The organism is Rhodopseudomonas palustris, assembly GCF_003591005.1.
Classification (GTDB): domain Bacteria; phylum Pseudomonadota; class Alphaproteobacteria; order Rhizobiales; family Xanthobacteraceae; genus Rhodopseudomonas; species Rhodopseudomonas palustris_K.
The window spans coordinates 1-22,160 of the sequence record NZ_QYYD01000016.1 but is presented as its reverse complement, the minus strand read 5'-3'; the positions used below and the strand labels follow the sequence as shown (position 1 = coordinate 22,160).

The 22,160-nt window shown below is 65.8% G+C and carries 20 protein-coding genes; 7 read left to right on the top strand and 13 right to left on the bottom strand.

Features of this window, described 5'->3' with window-relative positions:
- Window positions 1–34 precede the first annotated feature (34 nt).
- A complete protein-coding gene (locus tag D4Q52_RS16020) occupies window positions 35–685 on the top strand; it encodes a hypothetical protein (protein ID WP_119857570.1) in 651 nt (216 codons plus the stop codon).
- An 80-nt stretch (window positions 686–765) separates the two neighbouring features.
- Here the strand turns inward: D4Q52_RS16020 and D4Q52_RS16015 are convergent, their stop codons facing one another.
- The 4 genes from D4Q52_RS16015 to D4Q52_RS15995 form a co-directional block, all read right to left on the bottom strand.
- Window positions 766–1,008, bottom strand: coding sequence for a hypothetical protein (locus D4Q52_RS16015; RefSeq protein WP_119857569.1), 243 nt, complete (start codon window positions 1,006–1,008; stop codon window positions 766–768).
- 343 nt (window positions 1,009–1,351) lie between these two features.
- On the bottom strand, window positions 1,352–3,130 hold the full coding sequence (locus tag D4Q52_RS16005) for an adenylate/guanylate cyclase domain-containing protein (protein WP_119857669.1): 1,779 nt from the start codon (window positions 3,128–3,130) through the stop codon (window positions 1,352–1,354).
- Between the two features lie 192 nt (window positions 3,131–3,322).
- Window positions 3,323–4,396, bottom strand: a complete 1,074-nt coding sequence (locus D4Q52_RS16000) for a YcjF family protein (protein ID WP_119857567.1) — start codon at window positions 4,394–4,396, stop codon at window positions 3,323–3,325.
- The gene (locus D4Q52_RS15995; RefSeq protein ID WP_119857566.1) at window positions 4,393–5,862 is read right to left on the bottom strand and encodes a YcjX family protein; all 1,470 of its coding nucleotides are present in this window, start codon (window positions 5,860–5,862) and stop codon (window positions 4,393–4,395) included. Before D4Q52_RS15995 ends, D4Q52_RS16000 begins: the two co-directional genes overlap by 4 nt.
- Window positions 5,863–6,070: 208 nt before the next feature.
- Between D4Q52_RS15995 and trhA the strand changes: the two genes are divergently transcribed.
- Both trhA and D4Q52_RS15985 read left to right on the top strand, forming a co-directional pair.
- A complete protein-coding gene (gene trhA / locus D4Q52_RS15990) occupies window positions 6,071–6,769 on the top strand; it encodes a PAQR family membrane homeostasis protein TrhA (protein WP_119857565.1) in 699 nt (232 codons plus the stop codon).
- 54 nt (window positions 6,770–6,823) lie between these two features.
- Window positions 6,824–7,621 (top strand): SDR family oxidoreductase, encoded by a 798-nt coding sequence (locus D4Q52_RS15985; protein WP_119857564.1) that lies wholly within the window; start codon window positions 6,824–6,826, stop codon window positions 7,619–7,621.
- Window positions 7,622–7,763: 142 nt separating this feature from the next.
- On the opposite strand, the gene mdlC is transcribed toward D4Q52_RS15985, so the two are convergent.
- From mdlC to D4Q52_RS15960, 5 genes are all read right to left on the bottom strand, one after another.
- On the bottom strand, window positions 7,764–9,386 hold the full coding sequence (gene mdlC / locus D4Q52_RS15980) for a benzoylformate decarboxylase (RefSeq protein ID WP_119857563.1): 1,623 nt from the start codon (window positions 9,384–9,386) through the stop codon (window positions 7,764–7,766).
- A 232-nt stretch (window positions 9,387–9,618) separates the two neighbouring features.
- The gene (locus tag D4Q52_RS15975) at window positions 9,619–10,476 is read right to left on the bottom strand and encodes an FAS1-like dehydratase domain-containing protein (protein ID WP_119857562.1); all 858 of its coding nucleotides are present in this window, start codon (window positions 10,474–10,476) and stop codon (window positions 9,619–9,621) included.
- Window positions 10,477–10,488: 12 nt separating this feature from the next.
- Window positions 10,489–11,583 (bottom strand): CaiB/BaiF CoA transferase family protein, encoded by a 1,095-nt coding sequence (locus D4Q52_RS15970; protein ID WP_119857668.1) that lies wholly within the window; start codon window positions 11,581–11,583, stop codon window positions 10,489–10,491.
- Between the two features lie 108 nt (window positions 11,584–11,691).
- Window positions 11,692–12,867 carry an acyl-CoA dehydrogenase family protein gene (locus tag D4Q52_RS15965; RefSeq protein WP_119857561.1) on the bottom strand — a complete coding sequence of 392 codons (1,176 nt, stop codon included), beginning with the start codon at window positions 12,865–12,867 and terminating at the stop codon, window positions 11,692–11,694.
- Between the two features lie 32 nt (window positions 12,868–12,899).
- The gene (locus D4Q52_RS15960; RefSeq protein ID WP_119857560.1) at window positions 12,900–14,165 is read right to left on the bottom strand and encodes a cytochrome P450; all 1,266 of its coding nucleotides are present in this window, start codon (window positions 14,163–14,165) and stop codon (window positions 12,900–12,902) included.
- Window positions 14,166–14,504: 339 nt separating this feature from the next.
- Here D4Q52_RS15960 and D4Q52_RS15955 point away from each other — a divergent pair, with 339 nt between their 5' ends.
- Window positions 14,505–15,677, top strand: a complete 1,173-nt coding sequence (locus D4Q52_RS15955) for an isovaleryl-CoA dehydrogenase (protein ID WP_119857667.1) — start codon at window positions 14,505–14,507, stop codon at window positions 15,675–15,677.
- 193 nt (window positions 15,678–15,870) lie between these two features.
- On the opposite strand, the gene D4Q52_RS15950 is transcribed toward D4Q52_RS15955, so the two are convergent.
- Entirely contained in the window at window positions 15,871–16,677 is an 807-nt protein-coding gene (locus D4Q52_RS15950) for a DUF2927 domain-containing protein (RefSeq protein WP_119857666.1), read from the bottom strand.
- 74 nt (window positions 16,678–16,751) lie between these two features.
- Entirely contained in the window at window positions 16,752–17,327 is a 576-nt protein-coding gene (locus D4Q52_RS15945; protein WP_119857559.1) for a L,D-transpeptidase, read from the bottom strand.
- A gap of 187 nt (window positions 17,328–17,514) precedes the next feature.
- Between D4Q52_RS15945 and D4Q52_RS15940 the strand changes: the two genes are divergently transcribed.
- Both D4Q52_RS15940 and D4Q52_RS15935 read left to right on the top strand, forming a co-directional pair.
- Complete coding sequence (locus D4Q52_RS15940; RefSeq protein WP_119857558.1) at window positions 17,515–19,059, top strand: acetolactate synthase large subunit; 1,545 nt, start codon at window positions 17,515–17,517, stop codon at window positions 19,057–19,059.
- Window positions 19,060–19,162: 103 nt separating this feature from the next.
- Window positions 19,163–19,594, top strand: a complete 432-nt coding sequence (locus D4Q52_RS15935; protein ID WP_119857557.1) for a DUF5413 family protein — start codon at window positions 19,163–19,165, stop codon at window positions 19,592–19,594.
- 142 nt (window positions 19,595–19,736) lie between these two features.
- Here the strand turns inward: D4Q52_RS15935 and D4Q52_RS15930 are convergent, their stop codons facing one another.
- A complete protein-coding gene (locus D4Q52_RS15930; RefSeq protein WP_119857556.1) occupies window positions 19,737–20,051 on the bottom strand; it encodes a hypothetical protein in 315 nt (104 codons plus the stop codon).
- A 220-nt stretch (window positions 20,052–20,271) separates the two neighbouring features.
- Entirely contained in the window at window positions 20,272–20,448 is a 177-nt protein-coding gene (locus tag D4Q52_RS26525; RefSeq protein WP_182915337.1) for a hypothetical protein, read from the bottom strand.
- A gap of 500 nt (window positions 20,449–20,948) precedes the next feature.
- Here D4Q52_RS26525 and D4Q52_RS15925 point away from each other — a divergent pair, with 500 nt between their 5' ends.
- Window positions 20,949–21,638: an FkbM family methyltransferase gene (locus D4Q52_RS15925; protein ID WP_182915336.1), complete on the top strand. Its 690-nt coding sequence runs from the start codon at window positions 20,949–20,951 to the stop codon at window positions 21,636–21,638.
- Window positions 21,639–22,160 lie beyond the last annotated feature (522 nt).

The following is a 22,160-nucleotide window of genomic DNA, read 5'->3' as shown; positions in this document are numbered from 1 at the left end:
CGTTTGGCTGGTTTTCGACAGGGCTGAGAACAGGATGCGGGCAGAAAGATTCGGCTGGAAGGCGAGGCGCAGCCTCGTCGCGATGCTGGCGGCGGGCATCGCGCTCGGCGAGATGCTGGTGCCGGCGCAAGCCGATCAGCTCAGCCCGCAGGTGGCGCAGCTCTACACGTCGGTGTCGATCAATCCGCCGACGGCGTCGGGCATGACGGTGTGCTACGGCTTTGTCTGCCGCCGCCGTCACGAGCTCGCGTTCGGCCCCGGCGATCGCGCGGCGCTGACGCGGATCATGGCGGCGGGTAAGGCCTCCGCGGCAGCGGAGCGCAAGGCGGTACAAATCGCGGTGGTGTGGCTCGATCGCAGGCTCGGCCCGGTGCTCGGCACCGACAAGCGGATCGCCCGTGCCGACTTCCGTTACTTCGACGACAAGCACAATTACGATTGCTGGGACACCACCCGCAACACCACCAGCCTGTTGCTGGTGATGCAGGAATGGGGCCTGCTGAAGTATCACAGTGTCGGCGACCCGAAATATCGCGGCAACGTCCTGGTGCTGCAAACGCCGCACAACACCGCCGTGCTGGTCGAACGAGCCACCGGCGCCGAATGGGTCGTCGACATGTGGACCCGCGCCTACGCGCAGACGCCGGAAGTGATGCCGGTCGATCAGTGGGTCAAGCTCGACTGAGCGGCGGAAAGCAACGCGGCTGCAATCCCGGCCGCGCTGGCGACCGGGATTGCAGCCCCGTTAGTCGTGAAACGAATGACTTAGTAGCAGATGTTGAAAGTGCGCCAGCGCCAGCCGTGCGGCGTCGGAACGCGGCGTGTGACGTAGCAGCTGCCGCCGCCATAGCCGACGAAGCCGATACCGAGCGTAGGACCGCCGTGCCAGTGATGATGGTGGTGCGGATGCCAGCCCCAGCCGCCACCGGCGGAGGCGGCGGTGGGGGCGAGCGCAGCGACACCGAGCGAAGCGGCGGCGATCAGTCCGAGTGCGAGCTTGCGAAACATGGTCGTACTCCTCATTGCGCACGAGGCGCGGTTGTTAGTTCCAGCCTGTCAGCGTCAGTAGGATCTGGCCTTCAGATCCTGCCCATCGCACCTTCGTCGCAACAAGAATCAGCTGGGTTCACACCGCCCGCAGAGTTTTCTGCGGCGCTCCACACCCGCTCTTCATCGGGCGCTTTTCTATCCACGCGTCATGCCCGGCCTTGTGCCGGACATCCATGCCTTGCAGCAGAAGATAGGAAAAGGCGTGGATGGCCGGGCCTTCGCCGCGCCGAAGCGGCTTCGGTTGCGCAGGCGGGACAAGCCCGGTCATGACGAGGCGGTGGCGGACGAGTCAGCCGACTTGCTACGCCAGCATCGCCTCGCTGCGATCCAGTGCGGTGGCCAGATCGCGAGACTGAGCGATCGGGCAGACCAGCATCGGCTCGGCGCGGCCGCGGAGTTCGGCCTGCTGGGTTGGTAGCAGGTCGGCAGCGATGCCGGCGGTGGCCCGGGTCTCGTCGGACAGCAGCGTCTCGCAGCCGAGCGTTTTGGTCATGTCCTGCAGCCGCGCGGCGACGTTGACGGAGTCGCCGAGCGCGGTAAAGACCATGTGGTCGCGATAGCCGATCTCGCCGAGGATCGCGACGCCGCCATGGATGCCGACACCGAAGCGGATCGGCTCGCCGAGATCGTGGCCGATCAGCTCGTTCAATTCGTCGACCGATGCGGCGACCGCGGCCGCGGCGCGGATGGCGTTTCGACAAGCCTCGCGGGGCGTGTCGCTGAGCCCGAACAAAGCCAGCACACCGTCGCCGACGAACTGATTGGGCTGGCCGCCGCAGGCGATCACCGCGCGCGACACCGCGCCGAGGAAGCGGTTGACGATGAACACGGTGTCGAACGGCAGCCGCGTCTCGGCGAGTTGTGTCGAGCCGCGCAGGTCGACGAACATGCTGACCAGATAGCGCTCGTCGCCGATCCGTGACGCGCGCGCCGCCTGCCGCGCCGCCGCCACGTTGCGCGGCGGAAACACCGGCAGGAAGGTGAGGTCATGGGTCGGCCGCAGCTGGCAGGCGAGCCGGATGGTCGGGTCGTCGGCGGCCCCGACGCTGCCGAGTACGAAGGCCTCGCGGCTGGTCGGCGGCGGCAGCTCGGCGACGTCGCCGATCACGCGGATGCGGCAGGTCGAGCAGCGCGCGCGGCCGCCGCAGACGCTGGCGTGCGGAATGTTGTGGCGCAGGCTGGCTTCGAGCACGCTCATGCCTTTGGGCACGCGCACCGTGCGGTCCCCCCCGTAGGTCAGCCGGATCATGCCGCCGCGGCGTTCGATCAGCCCGCGGATGGCGCGGGCAATCAACGCCAGCGCAATCAGGCCGAGATAACCGAGCACGAAGGCGTCGCCGATCCAATCGAGCGTTTGCTGCTGATGCAGCGTGCCCATCTGCTTGATCGACAGATTGGCGTCCTGCCAGGCCGGATCGGTGGCGACGCGGATGACGTCGCGGCCGCCTTCATAGAAGCCGAGCAGCGCCAGCGTCGGGATCAGTACCGCGAGCACAAGCAGCCAAGGCATGGCCTTGCGGAAGGCCGGTTTAATCCGCAGCCACAGCGCCAGCCCGATGCAGCCGTGGACCCATGCCACCAGCATCACCGTCACCATCAGCCAGATCCGGTAGGACGGCGACGCGACCCAATAGGCGTACAGCACCTGCGGATACAGCTTGTCGATGCCATACAGCACGTTGCTGAGCCGCAGCCCGATCACATGGCTGTAGATCAGCAGCGGCACGCTGAGCCCGAGCACCAGCTGCAGAGGCTCGATCGTCCGCCAGCGGAACTGCCGGCGCTGATACAGCGCCCACAGACCTAGCCCGGCGTGGATCGTCACCGAACCGTAGAACAGGATCGCCACCGGCAGGAACTGCCAGATTTCGAGATGCCACAGCACCCCGGCCTCGAGTGCTTCGGGCGAGATGTTGCCCAGCGCATGATTGAGGAAATGGCTGAGCAAATAGGCGAACATCACCAGCCCGGTGAACATCCGGACCTGGCGAATGCCGATGCGGCGAAGCCAGCCGGGCAGGCGGGCGTGTTGGCCGTCCGTGGTCCGTCTGGTCTCGCGATGGTCGGGCGGGCGGTGCATCTGCCGCTTGTCGAAGGAATTCAACCGCTGGTCAACTCGCGGCGGATAACGCTTCCGCGCGCACGTCATTCGGGGGCGCTCGCCCTTGCGAGCGAACCCGGACTTCAGAAGTTGTGGCGTTAGGCGGTAGCAACACCGCGAGATTCCGGGGTCGCGCTGCGCGGCGCCCCGGAATGACCGCGAGGGGGAGAGCTACTCTTCCTTCTCGCGCTTCTTCAGCAAGTCCTTGACCAGATCGCCCAGCACGGGCCGAGGCAGGGCGTTGAAGGGGAGGGGGCGGGTCAGGTCGATGGCGGCGAGGCCGAGGCGGGCGGTCAGCATGCCGTTGACGATGCCTTCGCCGAGCTTGGACGACAACCGCGAGGCGAGGCCGTGGCCGAGCACGGATTGCATCACGCTGTCGCCGAGCGCGATGCCGCCGGTGATGGCGAGATGCGTCACCGTCTGCCGCATCAGCTTGATCATGCCGAGCGCGCCGGGCCGGCCGCCATAGAGACGGGCGAGCTGGCCGATCAGCCGCGTCGCTGCGATCGCCACGAACAACACGTCGATCAGCGCCTTCGGGCTGATCGCGGTGACGACCGAAACGCGCTGCGCCGCCTTGGAGATCAGCGCCCGCGCCTCGATGTCCAGCGTTGTCATCAGCTCGCGCTCGGCGAGCCGGATCAGGTCGGCGCCGTCGATGATGTCGTCGAGATGCTTGGCCAGCGTGGCGCGGCCGTGGGCGAGCTGCGGATTGGGGCTTTCGAACTTCAACAATTCGCGAACGATCGCTTGAGCTTCGGCGCGATTGTCGGTCTCCAGCACGCGCGCGGCGCGGCTGTGCAGTTGCTCGATCCGCGCCAGCCGGATCAGGCCGAACGCCTCGCGGCCGATGATGATCGCCAGCGAGCCGCCGGCCAGCGCGGCCAGGATCGCCCCCACGGTGCCGAGCGTGGCGCTTTGCGCGAACAGATCCTCCACCAGCTTGCTGACCCACAGCCAGAACGCCAGCGACAGCAGCCCGGTCGCGGCGCTCCAGAACAGCGTGCCCCAGCTAAAGCCTTTGCGCGGATTGATGATGCTGCGCGGCGCCTTGGGGGCGACGATCGGATGCTCTTTCTCCTGCGCCAGCTGCACGCGAGCGCGCGGCGGCGGCGCCGAGGGCGCCGGCTCCGGCGCAGTCGGGCGGGCGCTCGGGCCGGCCTCGTCCGAGTCGATCAGCACGACGCTGGGGTCGGTCAGCTTGAAGGTCGCCGGCCGGCGCGGAGGGACCCGCTCGGTCATTGCAGTTTGTCTCCGATCAGGAACTGGAGCGCGCGGTCGAGGCGGATATGAGGCAGCGCCGGGCCCTCTGGATCATGCGTGGCGAGCCGCGGCGGCCGGAAGCGCAGGAAGCGGAAATCGGCGTCCTGGTGCGGACCGGCGGCAAGCCCGCGGAACGTGTCCTCGCCCTTGAACAGCCCCTGCAGATTGGTCGGCAGGTCGCCCGGGAAGGTGGCGACCTCGGTCTCGCCGTCGAACACCTCGCCCTCGGCCATCTCGCCTTTGATCGGCGTGCCGACGATCGACGGCAGCCGGTCGCGGCCGCGTTGCACCTGGGCTTCGCGGGTGGCGCGGACCGCCGCCAGCGCCACGACGTCCACGGTGGCGCCGGCAAATTCGGCGCGCTGCATGGCACGCTCGACCAGCCTGCGCAGGATCGCTTCCAGCCGGTCATGGCTGGAATGGTGCAGATGGTCGGCCTTGGTGGCGGCGAACAAGATCCGGTCGATTCGCGGCCGGAACACGCTGGACAGCAGCGACGAGCGGCCGACCCGGAAGCAGTCGAGGATGCCGGCGAGCGCGGCTTCGAGATCCTGCAGCGCCTCGGGGCCGGCGTTGAACGCGCTCAGCGCATCCGCCAGCACGATCTGGCGGTCGAGCCGGGCGAAGTGATCGCGAAAGAACGGCCGCACCACGACGTCCTTGTAGGATTCGTAGCGCCGCCGCATCATCGCCCACAGCGAGCGCTCCGGCGCCGTCCCGTCTACCGGCACGTCGAGCGGCGCAAAGGTCAGGGCCGGCGAGCCGGCGAGGTTGCCGGGCATCAGGAAACGGCCGGGCGGCAGCAGGCTCATGGCGAACTGCTCATTGCGGCAGGCGCGCAGATAGCTGGTGAACAGCCGTGCCGCGGTCAGCGTCTCCTGTTCGTTCTCGCGGCCGTTGGGGTCGAGCGTCGCCAGATGTGCGTGCCACTCGCGCGCGACCCGCGCCCGCGGGTCCTGCCGCGACAGCGACAGGCTCTCGGCCGCCCAGCTCTCGTAGCTTTTGCCCAGCAGCGGCAGGTCCAGCAGCCACTCGCCGGGATAATCCACGATGTCCAGCGTCAGGGTACGCGCGGCGCCGTTCTTGCGCTGATAGTCGATCACCAGCCGCAGCTCGCTGATATCGACGGTCGAGGTCGGCCATTGCCGCTGCTCGATCAGGGTGGCGAGGAAATTCTCGTAGGCGAAGCGCGGCACTGCGTCGTCGGGCTGCGGCGCCAGCCGGGCGGTGGCGATCCGGCCGGTCGACATCGATTCGAAGATCGGAAACCGACCGCCGCGCGACAGCCCGTGCACCAGCGCGGTGATGAACACCGTCTTGCCGGCGCGCGACAACCCGGTGACACCGAGCCGGATCGTCGGGTTGAAGAGGGTCTCGCTGTAGTCTTTCAGCGCCCGCGCCGACAGCCAGGCTTCCTCGACCAGATTGGAAAAACTGAAGGCCATGCGGCGAATATTCAAACAGGAGATGGGTGACGGGTAGGTTAGCCGGAAAACGCGTGATGCGACAATCCGACCTGCGGGGGGCCATGGCTTCGCCGCCTTTCCGGCGGATAGAATTCGTGGGCATTAGCAGGCCGCCGGCCTGTCATGCACCGCTCGTCATCGCCATGTAGGTGTCAGGTCAACGAAAGACAGGGTCCGCGCTTCGCCTATGACAGTGTTTCGCTTCAAGCAAATCGTTTCGCACGCCAGAATCGATGGCAAAGGGGCAGTGCACTGGAACTACGATCGGGCGGAGTTGATCGCCGATGGCGTGGTTCACGTTCTGGGCCTTGTCGCCGGCCTGATCGCCGTCACTGCGTTGATTACGCTGACCGGAGTGTTTGCGTCGACGCCGACCATCGTCTCGGTATCTGTGTACGCGGCAGGTCTGCTGGCGATGCTGGGCCTGTCGGCCGCCTACAATTTGTGGCCGGTGTCGCCGCGCAAATGGATTTTGCGCCGGTTCGACCATTCGGCGATCTACATCCTGATTGCCGCGACCTACACGCCGATCATCACCCAGATCCCGGACCAGAATTTCGGCCTGGCGCTGCTCGCCGGCGTCTGGGGCGTCGCGGTGGTCGGCATCCTGCTCAAGCTTTTCAAGCCCGGGAAGTTCGACAAGCTGTCGGTAGGGCTTTATCTCGCGCTCGGCTGGAGCGGCATCATCGCCTATGACCAAGTGATCGAGGCGTTGCCGACCACCGCGATGTGGTTCCTCGGCCTCGGCGGCGCGCTCTACACTTTCGGCGTGATCTTTCACGCCTGGCGCCGGCTGCGGTTCCAGAACGCGATCTGGCATGCGTTCGTGCTGCTCGCTGCAGCCTGCCACTATGTGGCGGTGATGGATCTGGTGCTGGCGGCGTAGCGATCTGTAGGCCTTTGCGATAAGACACCCCCGCAACAACAACACGGGGGAAACATGCAGATTGCTGGCAAAATCGTCGTCGTCACCGGCGGCGGCAACGGCATCGGTCAGGCGCTGTGCGAGGCTTTCGCCAGGGCCGGCGCCGCCAAGGTGGTGGTCGCCGATCTCGATCAGGCGCGCGCCGAAGCGGTGGCGCAGTCGATCGGCGGCGCGGCGTTCAAATGCGACGTCGCTAGGGAATCCGACATTCAGCACGTTATCGAGGAAACCGAGCGGCAGTTCGGCCCGATCGACCTGTTCTGCTCCAACGCCGGCATCGGCGGCGGCTTCGATCCGATGTCGGAGAATGCCGGCGGCTCGTCCGACGAGCCTTTCATGAAGAGCTGGATGATCCATGTGATGGCGCATGTCTACGCGGCGCGACATCTGATCCCGCGCTACAAGGCACGCGGCGGCGGCTATTTCCTCAACACCATCTCGGCGGCGGGCCTGCTGTCGCAGGTCGGCAGCCCGGCCTATTCGGCCACCAAGCACGGCGCCGTCGGCTTCGCCGAGAACCTCGCGATCTCGCACAAGGCCCACAACATCCGCGTCTCGATCCTGTGCCCGCAGGGCGTCGACACCGACATGCTGCGTGGCCTGCCCAAGGGGCCGCAGTCGGCCGACGGCAACCTGTCGCCCGAACAGGTCGCGCAGGACGCACTGAAGGGCGTCGAACAGGAAACCTTCCTGATCCTGCCGCACCCGCAGGTGATCGACTACATGCGCAAGAAGACCGACAACTACGACCGCTGGATTGGCGGCATGGCGAAGATCCAGGCGAAACTGCGCGAGGCGTTCGGGAAGGCGTAGCTCTCCGGCAACGCGCAGTCATTCCGGGGCGCGCGGCGAAGCTGCGTGAACCCGGAATCTCGAAGAGTTCATCGATTCTTCGTAACAACTCCTGGGTTCCGGGTTCGCGCTGCGCGCGCCCCGGAACGACGGTGCTAATTAATTACCCGTTCTTCGCGTACAGCAGCGGCACCGCGCTATCCAGCATCGCCTCGAGCACGAACACGCCGTCATGCGACAGCGCCCGGCTCAGCGCGGCGCTCAGATCCTCGCAGCGTGATACGCGTTCTGCGGCGCAGCCCATCGATTGCGCGAGCTGGACGAAGTCGATATTCGGCAGCTCCAGCCCCGGCACGTTGCGCACCTGCATCACCTGGCTGAAGGACCGCATCGCGCCGTAGCCGGCGTTGTTCAGGATAATCACCGTCAGCGGCAGCTTGCGCTGCGCGGCGGTCCACAGCGCCTGGACCGAGTACATCGCCGAGCCGTCGCCGATCAGGCAGACGGTGCGTCGCCGGTCGTTCGCCAGCGCAAACCCGGCCGAGGCCGGCAGCGACCAGCCGAGGCCGCCGCTGGCCATCGTGGCGAACGAATTCTGGCCACGCATCGGCATGTATTTCTGCATGGCCAGCCGATGCGAGGGCGCTTCCTCGATCAGCACCGCGTTATTGGGCATCGCCTTGCTCAGCGCATCCAGCAAGAACTCGGCCGGCATCGGGTCGGAAGCCTGCGGCGTCGGCGGCACCGCACGCGGAGCCGGTGCGGCGCGCTTGGCCTGAGGAAGTCGTTCGAGCAGCAGCGACAGCGCCGGAGTCATCGTCGCAAGGATACTGGTGCCGAGCGGCGTCACCGACGCGGCGTCGGCATCGTCGGTGATCTGGAACAATTGTGTGCCGCCGTCGAAGATCGCCGCGTGGCCTTCGACATGGAAGGTGAACACCGGCGCGCCGATGACCACGACGACGTCATAGGCGCCCAGCGCCTCGGACAGCTGCCCGGGCGACGCCGGCAGGAAGCCGGCGAACAACGGATGCCGCTCGGGGAAGCTGCAGCGCGCCGAGAACGGCGACACCCACACCGGCGCATTGGCGCGCTCGGCGACTTGCACCATTAGCCCGACCGCCGCGGCGCGATCGACCGCGGGGCCGACCACCAGCGCGGGCTTCTTCGCCGTGGCAAGCGCCTCGGCCAGCGCCTGCATCGCGCCGTGCTCCGGGCCGAGTTCGCGTGTCACGCTGCGCGCCGGCACCGGCGCCGCCGGCCGCGCCCAGTCGTCGATCGGCACAGACACGAAGGTCGGGCCGCACGGCGGCTGCATTGCCACGTAGTAGGCGCGTGCGATCGCGGCCGGGACGTCCTCGGCACGCGCCGGCTCGACGCTGTATTTCACGTAGGGCCGCGGAAACTCGCTGGCGCGCTCGGCGCCGAGGAAGGCCTGCAGCGGCAGCAGGCTGCGGGCCTGCTGACCCGCGGTGATCACCAGCGGCGTCTGGTTCTTGAACGCCGTGTAGATGTTGCCGAGCGCGTTGCCGACGCCGGCGGCCGAATGCAGATTGACGAAGCCGGCGTTGCGCGTCGCCTGCGCGTAGCCGTCGGCCATCGCCACCGCCGAGGCCTCCTGGAGCGCCAGCACGTAGTCGATATCGTCCGGCCAGTCGCTCAGGAACGGCAGCTCGGTCGAGCCGGGGTTACCGAACACCTTGTCGATGTTGAAGGCGCGCAGCAGGTCGAAGGTGGCGGATTTGACGGTGGTGGTCGCCGCGTGCGGCTTCGGCTTCTTCGGCAAGGCGGTTCCTCCGGCGCAGCGCGCCGCGCTTGGTGATTGAAGCCGATCAATCAGCACGCGGGGAGGGGAGTCAATATCTCCCCCTATCCCCGCGGTCACTCCGGGGCGCGCGCTCTTCGCGCGCGAACCCGGAATCCCAAAATTGTGGAAGCGCCTGAATCGCAGAACAGCTCGGGATTCCGGGTTCGCGAGCTGCGCTCGCGCCCCGGAATGACGTGCTTGCGGCGAGCAGCTACCAGCTCGCGGTGCCCTTCATGGTCGGCACGCCGTCCGCATTCGCGGTCCACAATTCGAGCTTGTCGCCGACCGCGTTAGCGTTGACGCTGAACTCGGCACCGTCGAACAGCGGCTGCACGCCGCGATACGCAAATGTCGTCGGCGCCGCGCCCTTCAGCCTGGCGGCGAATTCGACCAGCAGCGCAGCCTGCATCGGGCCGTGGACGATCAGGCCCGGATAGCCTTCGACCTTGGTGACGTAGTCGCGGTCGTAATGGATGCGGTGGCCGTTGAAGGTTAGCGCCGAATAGCGGAACAGCAAAACCGGATCGGCGAGGTGGCTCTCGCGATGCTGCGCGGCTGGCGGGGCTGCGGCCGGCTTGGCCGGGGCCGCCGGCGCTGCGGAGGGCGGCGGCACGTCGCGATAGACGATGTCCTGCCGGTCGCGGATCGCGACGCCGCGGGGCGTGGTGATCTCGTGGTTGACGGTGACGAAGCACAGCGTGCCGGTCGAGCCCTGCTTGATCTGCACGTCGCCGATGGTCGAGGTGCGGGTGACTTCGTCGCCGACCTTCAGCGCATCGATGAAAGTCAGTTCGCCGCCCGCCCACATCCGCCGCGGCAGCGGCACCGGCGGCAGGAAGCCGCCGCGCGTGGGATGGCCGTCGGGCTCCAACATGTCCATCGGATATACCGGCTGGCCGAGGCACCAATGCGCGGTGAACGGCGCGGCGTCGCCGGTCTTGGGCTGGCCGATGTCGAGGAACAGCGTCGCCCGCAGGCCTTTGACCAATTGCGGCGTCACCAGATCGCTAGCTTGTTCGCTGCGGCCGATCCACTGGCGCAGATGATCGATGTCGAGCGTATTGGTCATGGTGGTCCCCGCTTACTTGCGCTTGTCGCCGATGCCCGGCACGGCGCCGTAATGCCGCTCCTCGCCGACCACGATCGCGGCCGGCGCCGGATAGCCGACCTTGCCGTTCGGCGTGTCGACCTCGATCCGGCGTAGATGCGGATGGTGCGACAGGTCGTCCATGGTGTTGACTTCGGCGAAGGCGATGTCGGCGCTGGCGAGATGTTCGAGCAGGTCGTCGCGGGTCAGCGAACCGAAGATATCGGCGACGATCTTGTCGGTGTAGGCGCGGTTCTTCACCCGCTCAACGCCGTTCTTCAACCGCGGATCGTTCGGCAGATCCGGCTGGCGCAGCACGTCGGAGCAGAGCTTCTTCCACTCCCGCTCGCTCTGGATCGAGATCAGGATGTCCTTGCCGTCCTTGGAGGTGAACACGCCGTAGGGCGCGATCGACGGATGCGCGAGGCCGAGCCGCTTCGGCGGGTTGCCGGCTTCGGCGTTGAGCAGCGGCACGGTGAGCCAGTCGGCCATCACGTCGAACATCGAGATCCGGATGTCGGCGCCTTGCCCCGAACGGCCGCGGCCGATCAACGCTTCGAGGATCGCCGCATGCGCGGCCGCGCCGGTGGCGACGTCGACCACCGACATGCCGACGCGCGAGGCGCTTTCCGGGCCGCCGGTGATGGAGGCGAGGCCGCTCTCGGCCTGGATCAACAGGTCATAGGCCTTGCGATGCGCGTAGGGGCCGTCGTCGCCGTAGCCGGAGATGGTGCAGATGATCAGCTTCGGATAGTCCTTGCGCAGCCGCTCGCGGGCGAAGCCGAGCTTGTCCATCGAGCCGGGCTTGAGGTTCTGCAGCAGCACGTCGGCGGAGGCGATCAGCTTTTCGAGCTCGTCGCGGCCTTCCTGGGTCGACAGATCGACCACGGCGGATTCCTTGCCGCGGTTGAGCCAGACGAAGTAACTGCTCTGGCCCTTTGCGGCGGCATCATAGCCGCGGGCGAAATCGCCCTCGGGGCGTTCGATCTTGATGACGTGCGCGCCGGCATCGGCCAGCCGCGAACTGCAATACGGCGCCGCGACCGCCTGTTCGACGGCGATGACGGTCAGTCCTTCGAGCGGAAGCATTCTGTATTCCTGCATGGCTCCGTCATTGCGAGGAGCGAAGCGACGAAGCAATCCAGTGGCGCAGTGCTCGGCTCTGGACTGCTTCGCTTCGCTCGCAATGACGACAAATCAATACGACCGCGGCATGCCGAGGACGTGCTCGGCGACGTGCGACAGGATCAAATTGGTGGAGATCGGGGCAACCTGATACAGCCGCGTCTCGCGGAACTTGCGCTCGACGTCGTATTCCTCGGCGAAGCCGAAGCCGCCATGGGTCTGGATGCAGGCGTTGGCGGCTTCGAACGAGGCGTCGGCGGCGAGCATCTTGGCCATGTTGGCCTCGGCGCCGCAGTCCATGCCGGCTTCGTACTTGCGGGTCGCTTCCTTCACCATCAGCTCGGCCGCGCGCATGTTGGCGTAGGCCTTGGCGATCGGAAACTGGATGCCCTGGTTCTGGCCGATCGGCCGGCCGAACACCACGCGATCCTTGGCATAGTTGGTGGCCTTGGCGATGAACCATTTGGCGTCGCCGATGCACTCCGAGGCGATCAGGATGCGCTCGGCATTCATGCCGGACAGGATGTAGCGGAAGCCCTTGCCTTCCTCGCCGATCAGGTTCTCCTTCGGCACCTTCATGTCGGTGAAGAACACTTCGGTGGTGGCGTGGTTCATCATGGTGCGGATCGGCCGGATCTCCAGGCCGCTGCCGCGCGCTTCGCGCATGTCGACCAGGAACACCGACAGGCCTTCGGTCTTCTTCGTAACCTGATCCTTCGGCGTGGTGCGCGCCAAAAGGATCATCAGGTCGGAATATTCGGCGCGGCTGGTCCAGATCTTCTGGCCGTTGACGACGTAGTCGCCGTTGTCATCCTTCTTGGCAAAGGTCTTGAGCGAGGTGGTGTCGGTGCCCGAGGTCGGCTCGGTGACGCCGAAGGCTTGCAGGCGCAGCTCACCGCTGGCGATCTTGGGCAGCCACTTGGCCTTCTGCTCGTCGCTGCCATGGCGTAGCAGAGTACCCATGGTGTACATCTGTGCGTGGCAGCCGCCGCCGTTGCAGCCGGCGCGCTGGATCTCTTCCAAGATCGCCGCCGCGGCCGACAGCTTCAGCCCGGCGCCGCCATATTCCTCGGGGATCAGCACCGACAGATAGCCGGCCTCGGTCAGCGCATCGACGAACGCCTTCGGATAGGCCATGTCGCGGTCGAGCTTGCGCCAGTATTCGCCCGGAAACTGCGCGCACAGTTTGGCGACGGCGTCGCGGATGTCGTGGAATTCGTCCTGCTCCGCGGCGGCATGATGTTTCATTGTCGAGGCTGTCTTCTTTTTCTTGGGAGAGGTCAGGAAATGCGAACCGGCAAGGACTCGTAGCCCTTGACGAAGCTCGAATACACCCGCTTCGGCTCCCCGACAACTTCGATGCGGTCAAACCTGTCCAGCATTTCTTCCCAGACGATTTTGAGCTGCAATTCCGCCAGCCGCATGCCGACGCAGCGGTGAATGCCGAAGCCGAAGGAGAGGTGGATCTTCGGCCGCTTGCGGTCGATGATGAACTCGTTCGGCCGCTCGATCACCTCGTCGTCACGGTTGCCGGAGACGTACCACATCACCACGCGGTCGCCCTTGCGGATCGTCTTGCCGCCGAGCTCGGTGTCCTCCTTGGCCGTGCGGCGCATATGCGCCAGCGGCGTCTGCCAGCGGATCACCTCGGGCACCATGCTGTCGATCAGCTTCGGATTGGCGCGCAGCTTGGCGAACTGGTCCGGGTTTTCGTTCAGCGCCAGCACCGATCCGGTCATGGTGTTGCGGGTGGTGTCGTTGCCGCCGACGATCAGCAGGATGAGATTGCCCATCAGATTGTCGCGGTCCATGTAACGCGTGGCGTCGTGATGCGCCATCATCGACAGCAGGTCATTCCGCGGATCGGAATTGACCCGCTCGTTCCAAAGCCGGGCGAAGGTCGCGGCGCATTCGTTCAGTTCGTCGCGGCGCTGCTGCTCGGACTCGACCACGCCACTCTTGGGCAGCGCGGTGGCGACGTCCGACCAGCGCGTCAGCTTGCGCCGCTCCTCGAACGGGAAGTCGAACAGCGTCGCCAGCATCTGCGTGGTGAGTTCGATCGAGACGCGATCGACGAAGTTGAAGGTCTCGCCGCGCGGGAGGCCGTCCAGCACCTTGCGGGTGCGCTGCCGGATCAGCACCGCGAGTTCGTCGAGATGATCCGGCGTGAACATCGGCGACACCGTCTTGCGCTGCGCCGAATGCCGCGGCTCGTCCATCGCGATGAAGCTCGGCCAGTCGTAGCCGGGCGGAGCATCGCGGATCGAAATGCCGCCGAGCGTCGAGTCCGACGAGAACACCTGGTGGCTGGTGTCGACATGCATGATGTCGTTGTACTTCACCACGCTCCAATACGGCTCGATCGGCGCGTTGGTGCAGTAATGCACCGGCTCCTCGGCGCGCAACCGCTCGAACCACGGCCACAGCGTGTCGTCGCGGAAGTGCCGCGGCGCGCCGGGATGAAAGTCCTTCAGTGGGGTGGCGTAGGCCTCCTCACGCGCGGCGCGTTGGCGGGCGGCTGTGTCGATGTCGATGGTGCCGTGCATGGGGGCCTCGATGGTCGGTGTTTCGCTCCTGACTGCCACCTTGCAGCGGTCAGTCTGTCGTGGCTGCCGTCTTGGTCGCGGCAGTCCGTGGCGGCGATTACATCCGGTTGCGTGGGCAAGAGCAAGGCGAACGCGGCGATCGGAGAGCGGCTCCGCGCAAGATCGCGCGATATCCGGCTTCGGCGGCGCAACAGTTGCGTGGAGGCGCTGCGGGGCCGCCGCCGCCCGCGGCCCAAACCCACCTGTGGAGCCTTCTCAGCCCTGCGTCGGCATGACATGGTGCCGCTCAATCAGAACACGGCGCGGCGGTGCCGCGCGGCGAGTGGAGACAGCCCGACCATGATTCCGAACGCGCAGAGCCTGTTCAATTTCGATCTCGGCGAGACCGCAGACGCCATCCGCGAAACGGTGCGCGGCTTTGCGGCGGACGAGATCGCCCCGCGCGCCGAGGCCATCGACAAGACCAACACGTTCCCGCGCGAGCTGTGGCCGAAGCTGGGTGAACTCGGCCTGCACGGCATCACGGTCGAGGAGGAATATGGCGGCGCCGGGCTCGGCTATCTCGAGCACTGCATCGCCATGGAGGAAATCTCGCGCGCCTCGGCGTCGGTCGGCCTGTCTTATGGGGCACATTCCAACCTCTGCATCAATCAGCTGCGCCGTAACGGCAACGAGGCGCAGAAGCGCAAGTATCTGCCCAAGCTGATCAGCGGCGAGCACGTCGGCGCGCTGGCGATGAGCGAGCCCGGCGCCGGCTCCGACGTGGTGTCGATGAAGACGCGCGCCGACAAGAAAGGCGACCGCTACATACTCAACGGCAACAAGATGTGGATCACCAACGGCCCGGTCGCCGAAACGCTGGTGGTCTACGCCAAGACCGATCCCAACGCCGGTCCGCGCGGCATGACGGCGTTCCTGATCGAGAAGGGTTTCAAGGGCTTCAGCACCGCCCAGAAGCTCGACAAGCTCGGCATGCGCGGCTCCGACACTTGCGAACTCGTGTTCGAGGACTGCGAAGTGCCGGAGGAGAACGTGCTCGGCGAGGTCGGCCGCGGCGTCAACGTGCTGATGAGCGGGCTCGACTACGAGCGCGCGGTGCTGGCCGCCGGGCCGCTCGGCATCATGCAGGCGTGCATGGACGTGGTGCTGCCCTATGTGCACGAGCGCAAGCAGTTCGGCGAGCCGATCGGCAATTTCCAGCTGGTGCAGGGCAAGGTCGCCGACATGTATGTGACGATGAACGCCTCGCGCGCTTACGTCTACGCCGTGGCCAAGGCTTGCGACCGCGGCGAGACGACCCGCGAGGACGCCGCCGGAGCGATCCTCTACGCCGCCGAACGCGCCACCCAATGCGCGCTCGACGCCATCCAGCTGCTCGGCGGCAACGGCTACATCAACGACTATCCGACCGGCCGTCTGCTGCGCGACGCCAAGTTGTACGAAATTGGCGCCGGCACCAGCGAGATCCGCCGGATGCTGATCGGCCGCGAACTGTTCACCAAAACGGCGTAGCCCAACACCCCTCGTCATTCCGGGGCGCCGCGCAGCGGCGAGCCCGGAATCCATACGCCGCAGCGCCTGTGGTAACGGGCGGCGGTCGTTATTACTAGTCGAGATGCCAGGGGATATGGATTCGGGGCTCACGCTTCGCGTGCCCCAGAATGACGGGGAGAGGTCGTCGCAGGAAGAGCTGCCGGTCAGTCGCCTATTGCCCCAGCCCGTTCACCTTGCCGACGAAGCTCCGGACGTCGGCCATCACTTGCGGCAGCACCGACTTGACCTCCTGCACGGTCATGCCCGGCTTGATCTGCGGGTGATACAGGATGTTCATCAGATACTGATCGTAGACGTCGAAATAGCCCTTCTGGACGTTGTCGTTGAACATCGTCCACGGTACCTCGTCGGTGTCGTTGATCGGGCCGAGTGACTGCAACAGCTCCTCGTAGGCGCAGTCGAGGAAAACGAAGTCGCCATTGTCGATCGTGAGAATGACGTCGGCATGCTCGATCTCGAACTTGTCGTTCTTGCGGAAGCCGGACAGGCATTGCGGATCGAGCGACTCGCGAATCTCCTTGGCGCGCTCGGCGCCGTAGAAGGTCTGGATCGTCTTGTTCAGATTCCTGTCGCGGACGAGGTGGACCGTGACGTTGGCCTCGTCGGCGTCGTCGGTGATCGCAATGTCGAGATGCCGGACCCGCTTGGCGATGTCGGCAACGACGCGGCCCAGCTGCGCGCGGCGATCGGGATGTGTCTCGCCCTCCGCGAAGATCCGCACCGGCCCCTCGAATTTGCGGATGCGGTCGACCCGGCCGGCGAGGTGATACTCGGCGCCGAACGCGGTCTTGAAGAAACCGTCGAAGATCTGGCTGTCGGTGAAGTCGCGCTTGTCGGCGCGCTGATTGGCCGAAATGTCGGTGGTGTCGGCGGCCCGCACCGGCAGCGTGCCCGTCGTCGCGGCAAGCATCGCTGCGAGCGCGGGGCCTAGGATAGCGGTGGCGCGGCCGAAGTGCATGACGGAACGCTGCCGCAATCCGCCGCGCCGCACAACCAGCAATTCGAAGCGGTGGGGCTGCGCGCCCCGCTGCATCAATTCCGCACGATCACCGTGGCGCCGACGCGAACGCGGTCATAGAGGTCAACGACGTCTTCGTTGGTCATCCGGAAGCAGCCCGACGAAACCGCCTGACCGATCGTTTCCGGCTCGTTCGAGCCGTGGATCCGGTACAGCGTCGAGCCGAGATACATCGCCCGGGCGCCGAGCGGATTGTCCTCGCCGCCCGCCATGTGCCGCGGCAGGTCGGGGCGGCGGCGCAGCATCTGCGCGGGCGGCGTCCAGCTCGGCCATTCCTTCTTGGCGGTGATGCGGTGCACGCCGGCCCAGCGGAACCCGTCCCGGCCGACGCCGATGCCGTAGCGCAGCGCGCTGCCGCCCGGCTCGACCAGATACAGCCGGCGTTCAGAGGTGCTGATCACGATGGTGCCAGGAGCGTAGTTGCCCATGAAACTGACGCGTTCGCGCGGGATGGGACTGGCGGACGGCCCGGAGCGGAAGAACGGCCCGAACCCCATCACGGACCGCATATCTTCCTGGGCGGCTGCCTGGGTCACCCCAGCAGCCAACAGGGCGGCGAGCGCAAACAGGCGGGCGGCAGAGCGAACCATCGTGAACCTCGCATTCGTCGGAATCTCACCCTAGACAGGCCACAATCATGGCGATTGCGCAAGTCGTCGCGGCGACGAGCCCGGTGCCGACGTGCGCCCGACGAAGCGCTGTCCCGCGTGTTCGCCCCTTTGACGAACACGTTCAACAATGATTGATCGGAGGGATGACAGCACAGGGAGAGAAACGATGAACGGCGCCGAAAGCCTGGTGAGGACGCTCGTGCATGGTGGCGTCGACGTCTGCTTCACGAACCCCGGCACCTCCGAGATGCATTTCGTGGCCGCGCTCGATCGCGTCGAGGGCATGCGCTGCGTGCTCGGGCTGTTCGAGGGCGTCGTCACCGGCGCCGCCGATGGTTACTTCCGGATGAAGCGGACGCCGGCTTCCACCCTGCTGCATCTTGGCCCCGGCCTCGCCAACGGCCTGGCCAATCTGCACAACGCCAAGAAGGCGAATTCCGGCATCGTCAATATCGTCGGCCAGCACGCCACCTACCACATCGACTACAACGCGCCGCTGACGTCCGATATCGAGGGCCTGGCGCGACCGATGTCGTCCTGGGTGCGGACGTCGCCGGACGCCACGTCGGTGGCGCGTGACGGCGCCGCCGCGATTGCTGCGGCCAAGAGCACGCCGCCGCAGATCGCCACGCTGATCCTGCCGGCCGACACCGCCTGGAATGAGGCCGACGGCATCGCCGAAGTGCCGGCCGATCAGCAGCGTCCGAGCTACTCGCCGCAGGCGGTCGAGACGGCGGCGCGCGTGCTGCGCTCCGGCGAGCCGACGCTGTTGCTGCTGTCCGGCGGCGCACTGACCGAGCGCGGTCTGGCGCTGGCGGCGCGGATCGCCGGCAAGACCGGCTGCAGGGTGATGGGCCAGACCTATAATCCACGGATGGCCCGCGGCCGCGGCCGCTACTCCATCGAGCGGGTGCCCTATGTGGTCGAAGCGGCGCTGCCGATCCTCAAGGACTTCCGCCATATCGTGCTGGTCGAGGCGATGGATCCGGTGGCGTTCTTCGCCTATCCGGACAAGCCGAGCCTGCTGAAGCCGGAGGGTTGCGAGGCCCATCGCATGACCGACGCCGGCGACAATTCCGAAGGCGCGCTGGAAGCGCTGGCCGGCGCACTCGGCGCCAAGGCGTCCGATGTCCCGCCGCAGACGCTGGTCGACATCGCCAAGCCCAGCGGCGCGCTGACGCTCGACAATATCGCGCAGGCGATCGCAGTCGCGATTCCTGAGAACGCCATCGTCATCGACGAGTCGATCACCTCTGGCCGCGGCTTCTTCCCGCCGACCGCGGCGGCGGCGCCGCATGATTGGCTGCAGAACATGGGCGGCTCGATCGGCTTTTCGCCGCCGGTCGCGGTCGGCGCAGCGGTGGCGTGTCCGGACCGCAAGGTGATCTGCCTGGTCGGCGACGGCAGCGCGATGTACACGCTGCAGGCGCTGTGGACCCAGGCGCGGGAAAATCTCGACGTCACCACCGTTGTGTTCGCCAACCGCAAGTACCAAATCTTGAGAGGCGAGTTCGACGGCGTGGGCGCCGGCGAGCCCGGCAAGCGGGCGCAGGACATGCTGACGCTCGACAGGCCGGACCTCGACTGGGTGTCGCTGGCCAAGGGTATGGGCGTCCCGGGCCGGGCGGTGACGACCGCCGACGAACTCAACGCCGCGCTCGACGCGGGCGTGCGTGGCAGCGGGCCGAGCCTGATCGAAGTGCGGATGTAACCATCGTCGCATGTCGCCCGTCCGCCGCGCAGGGCAGTTGTCGGCGGCGGCGCGGCGGGCGTAGCGTAGTGGCGCGGCCGGGTGGGCCGCGGGTGGAGCAGGCATGAAGCGATATCTGATCTTCGGCGCGATCGGGCCGTTCGTCGGCGGACTGCTGCTGTTGTTCGCGACCAGCTATCTGTCGGGTTACTGGATGCACACCAATCTGATGGAGGTGCAGAAGTTCTTCGTCGTGATGTTCAAGTCGCTGCAATACAGCTATCTGTTCGGCCTGTTGCCGGCGCTGATGATGGCGGCGATCGACGAGATCATCTGCCACATCCGCATCATCAAGCCGCCGCTGCGGTTGGTGATCGTCGGCACGATCGGATTCGTATTCACCGCGTTTCTCTATTCCAACCGCGGCGCCGACGCCGGCGCCGTGCAGTTCCTGCTTTACGGCCTGGTCGGGCTGGTACCGGCGGTGCTGTCGTCCTGGCTGGTCAGCCGGTTCTGCAAGCCGGTCGGCCCGCACGCCACGCAGGCGGCGGCATGAGCGGCGCAGCCGTAGCGTGGTGAGCCGTAGGATGGGTTGAGCGCAGCGAAACCCATCACCTCGGTTTGTTGAAATCGAAGAAATACCTGCGGCGACCCCCGCCGTGGGTTTCGCTGCGCTCAACCCACGCTACGATCGCTCATCAGCCCCGGGCTGGGGCGCCCCAGTCGCTGAGGCTCTCGATGGCGCCGTCCTGCAGCGCGGCTTCGATCCGGCTCTTGAGTTCGGCGTGCCGGCCGCTCGCCGCCTCGAATTCGGCGGTGGTCATGGCGCCGCGATGGGCGCGCAGCCGCGGGTCCAGCCGCAGGAATTCTTCGGTTTCCGCTGGCGTCAGCCCGGCGATCGCGGTGACCCCGCGGGTATCGCGGATCAGCGCCCGCATCTGCTCCAGCCATTGCCGCAGCGCCGGCTCCTGTTCGAGCAACGCGTTGATCGTCTGTTCGAGGGTGTGAGCCATAGTCCGTCGCCTCCCGCCGATGCTCTGTGGGCCATCTCGACCTCCGCTAAACGAAGGTCGGGGGCGGCCGCATTGTGCAGGATCAATTGGTGCGGTGCCCAGAGGTGCTCAAATCTGCGGGATGATGTTGCCTCAGCCAATGCGCGCGAGCGGGTCATGCGCATATCGGGGAGGGTAGCGGACTCACCGTTCAGGACGCCCGATCGGAGGTTTGGCCGTTTCAACCCGCCTGCGGTCCGAACCCGGCAAACTCGCCGCGGCCTTGGGTAGCCGCCAGCTCGGCCCGGCACTCCGCCGCAAACGCCCGCAGCCGGGTGGCGGTCAGCTCATCGGCGATCATCTTCGCCAACCGTTCCGCGCGTGAGATCTGGTCGTTGAGATAGTCGATCCGAGCCATGGTCCCCTCCGTCCGTCACCATGACAATTTTAAGCAATTTGTTTCGTTCCGCTGGTGGCCTCGATATGGTAAACTACCAGTTAACCTCGCAGCCTGCAGGTTCGATCCTGCCGCTGCGCGCTGAAAGAGGGCGTCGGTTCGACGTTCCGCGATGGAACTTAGCTTGTCCGGCGTCCCCCTCGCTCTGCTGCCCCCCAAATCGATGCGCCGACCCTCATTCTGCTGAATCCGGCATCGCCTCGAGTTCAGCGGCGCGACAATGCCGTTCGGGGATGTCGTTGGAAGCCGTGGAGCTGACGCGATGACGACGCGCCATTTCGCCTCGATGGCGTTCGCCTCGCGCCGCTATGACCTCTTGGGGATCTCCGATCCCGTCTGCGTGCCCCCGTGAAGCAATTGACGCACGTCAAGTAACAAAGGATACTTGCTGTTTTCAGGCCAAGCGCCGGCAAGCGATTTACATTTCGGTCGACCACATTTGTGATTTGGAGATTGTAGCGATGATGAGGCATTTGCAGCGCGCATTGCGAGGATTCGGTATCGAAGTTCGCCGACCGCGACCAGATCTCTTCGATTTTATCCGGGATCGGCGCATCGAACTGATTTACGACGTCGGTGCAAACGCCGGTCAGTTTGGAGCTTGGACGAGAGAGCGCGGATACCACGGCAAACTCATCTCTTTTGAGCCGATCAGGTTGGTATTTCAGGAGCTCGAACAAAAAACGCGCCGCGACGGTAAGTGGAAGGCCTTCAATTTCGGTTTGGGCGATACCGCAGGTCAGCTCGACATTCACGTCTCAAAAGATTCGCGGTTCAGCTCGTTTCTCGATCTTGATGACGCGGCGGTGCAGTTTGACCAGAACTCCACCGCGGTGTCCCAGGAACGAGTCGAGGTCAAGAAACTGGATGATGTCGCCGACGACGGCGAACCGAACTATCTCATCAAGATCGACACCCAGGGATTTGAGAAAGCGGTCCTCGAAGGCGGACGCCGAACGCTATCGCGATCCAAGGGAGTCCTGCTGGAACTTCCGGTCGTTCAATTCTATCGCGGAAACTGGACGCTCCCTGAGGCCCTCACATACATGGCTTCATTGGGCTTCATTCCCGCGCAGATTGCACCGGTTAATTTCGATCACGAGGATGGGATGTCGATGGTCGAGGTCGACTGCCTGTTTCGACCTGTCTGATACGGCCTGCGGTCGGCAGATCCGTTGAGAGCCGCACCACTAACCGACTTCGGAAAAGAGGGCATTTATTCCGGCGAAGCTGAGTTGAAGGGCTGCTACTTTGTATCTCATAGCGTTCTTCGGCGGGTGATCGAACCGGAACGCGCTCTGCAAGGGGCGGCGCTGATCGTGATGTGCCGAGGATCATCCGCATCGCATCTGCTCGAGCTGATCGGCTTTTGTTAGAGTCTGAGCCGGCGGAGGTGACGTCGCCTCTCGCGCAACCTCATGGTGAGAAGGTGCGAAGCGCCGTCTCCACCCATGGGCCACCGGTGCGGCGTGGCTTTATTCGTAGAGATGCTCGGCTTCGCCGGGCTTCTCAGTGCCTCGCCGAGAATTCGCCCTTTTGATTCTGATACCTCCGCCTCCACGCGTCATGCCCGGCCTTGTGCCACGGCTGTCCGGTTTAAATTTGATCAATACTGAGGCTCAACTGTCGCTGATCTTTGATGGTCGGCGGCGGTTTGAGCAGGGCGTCGATCG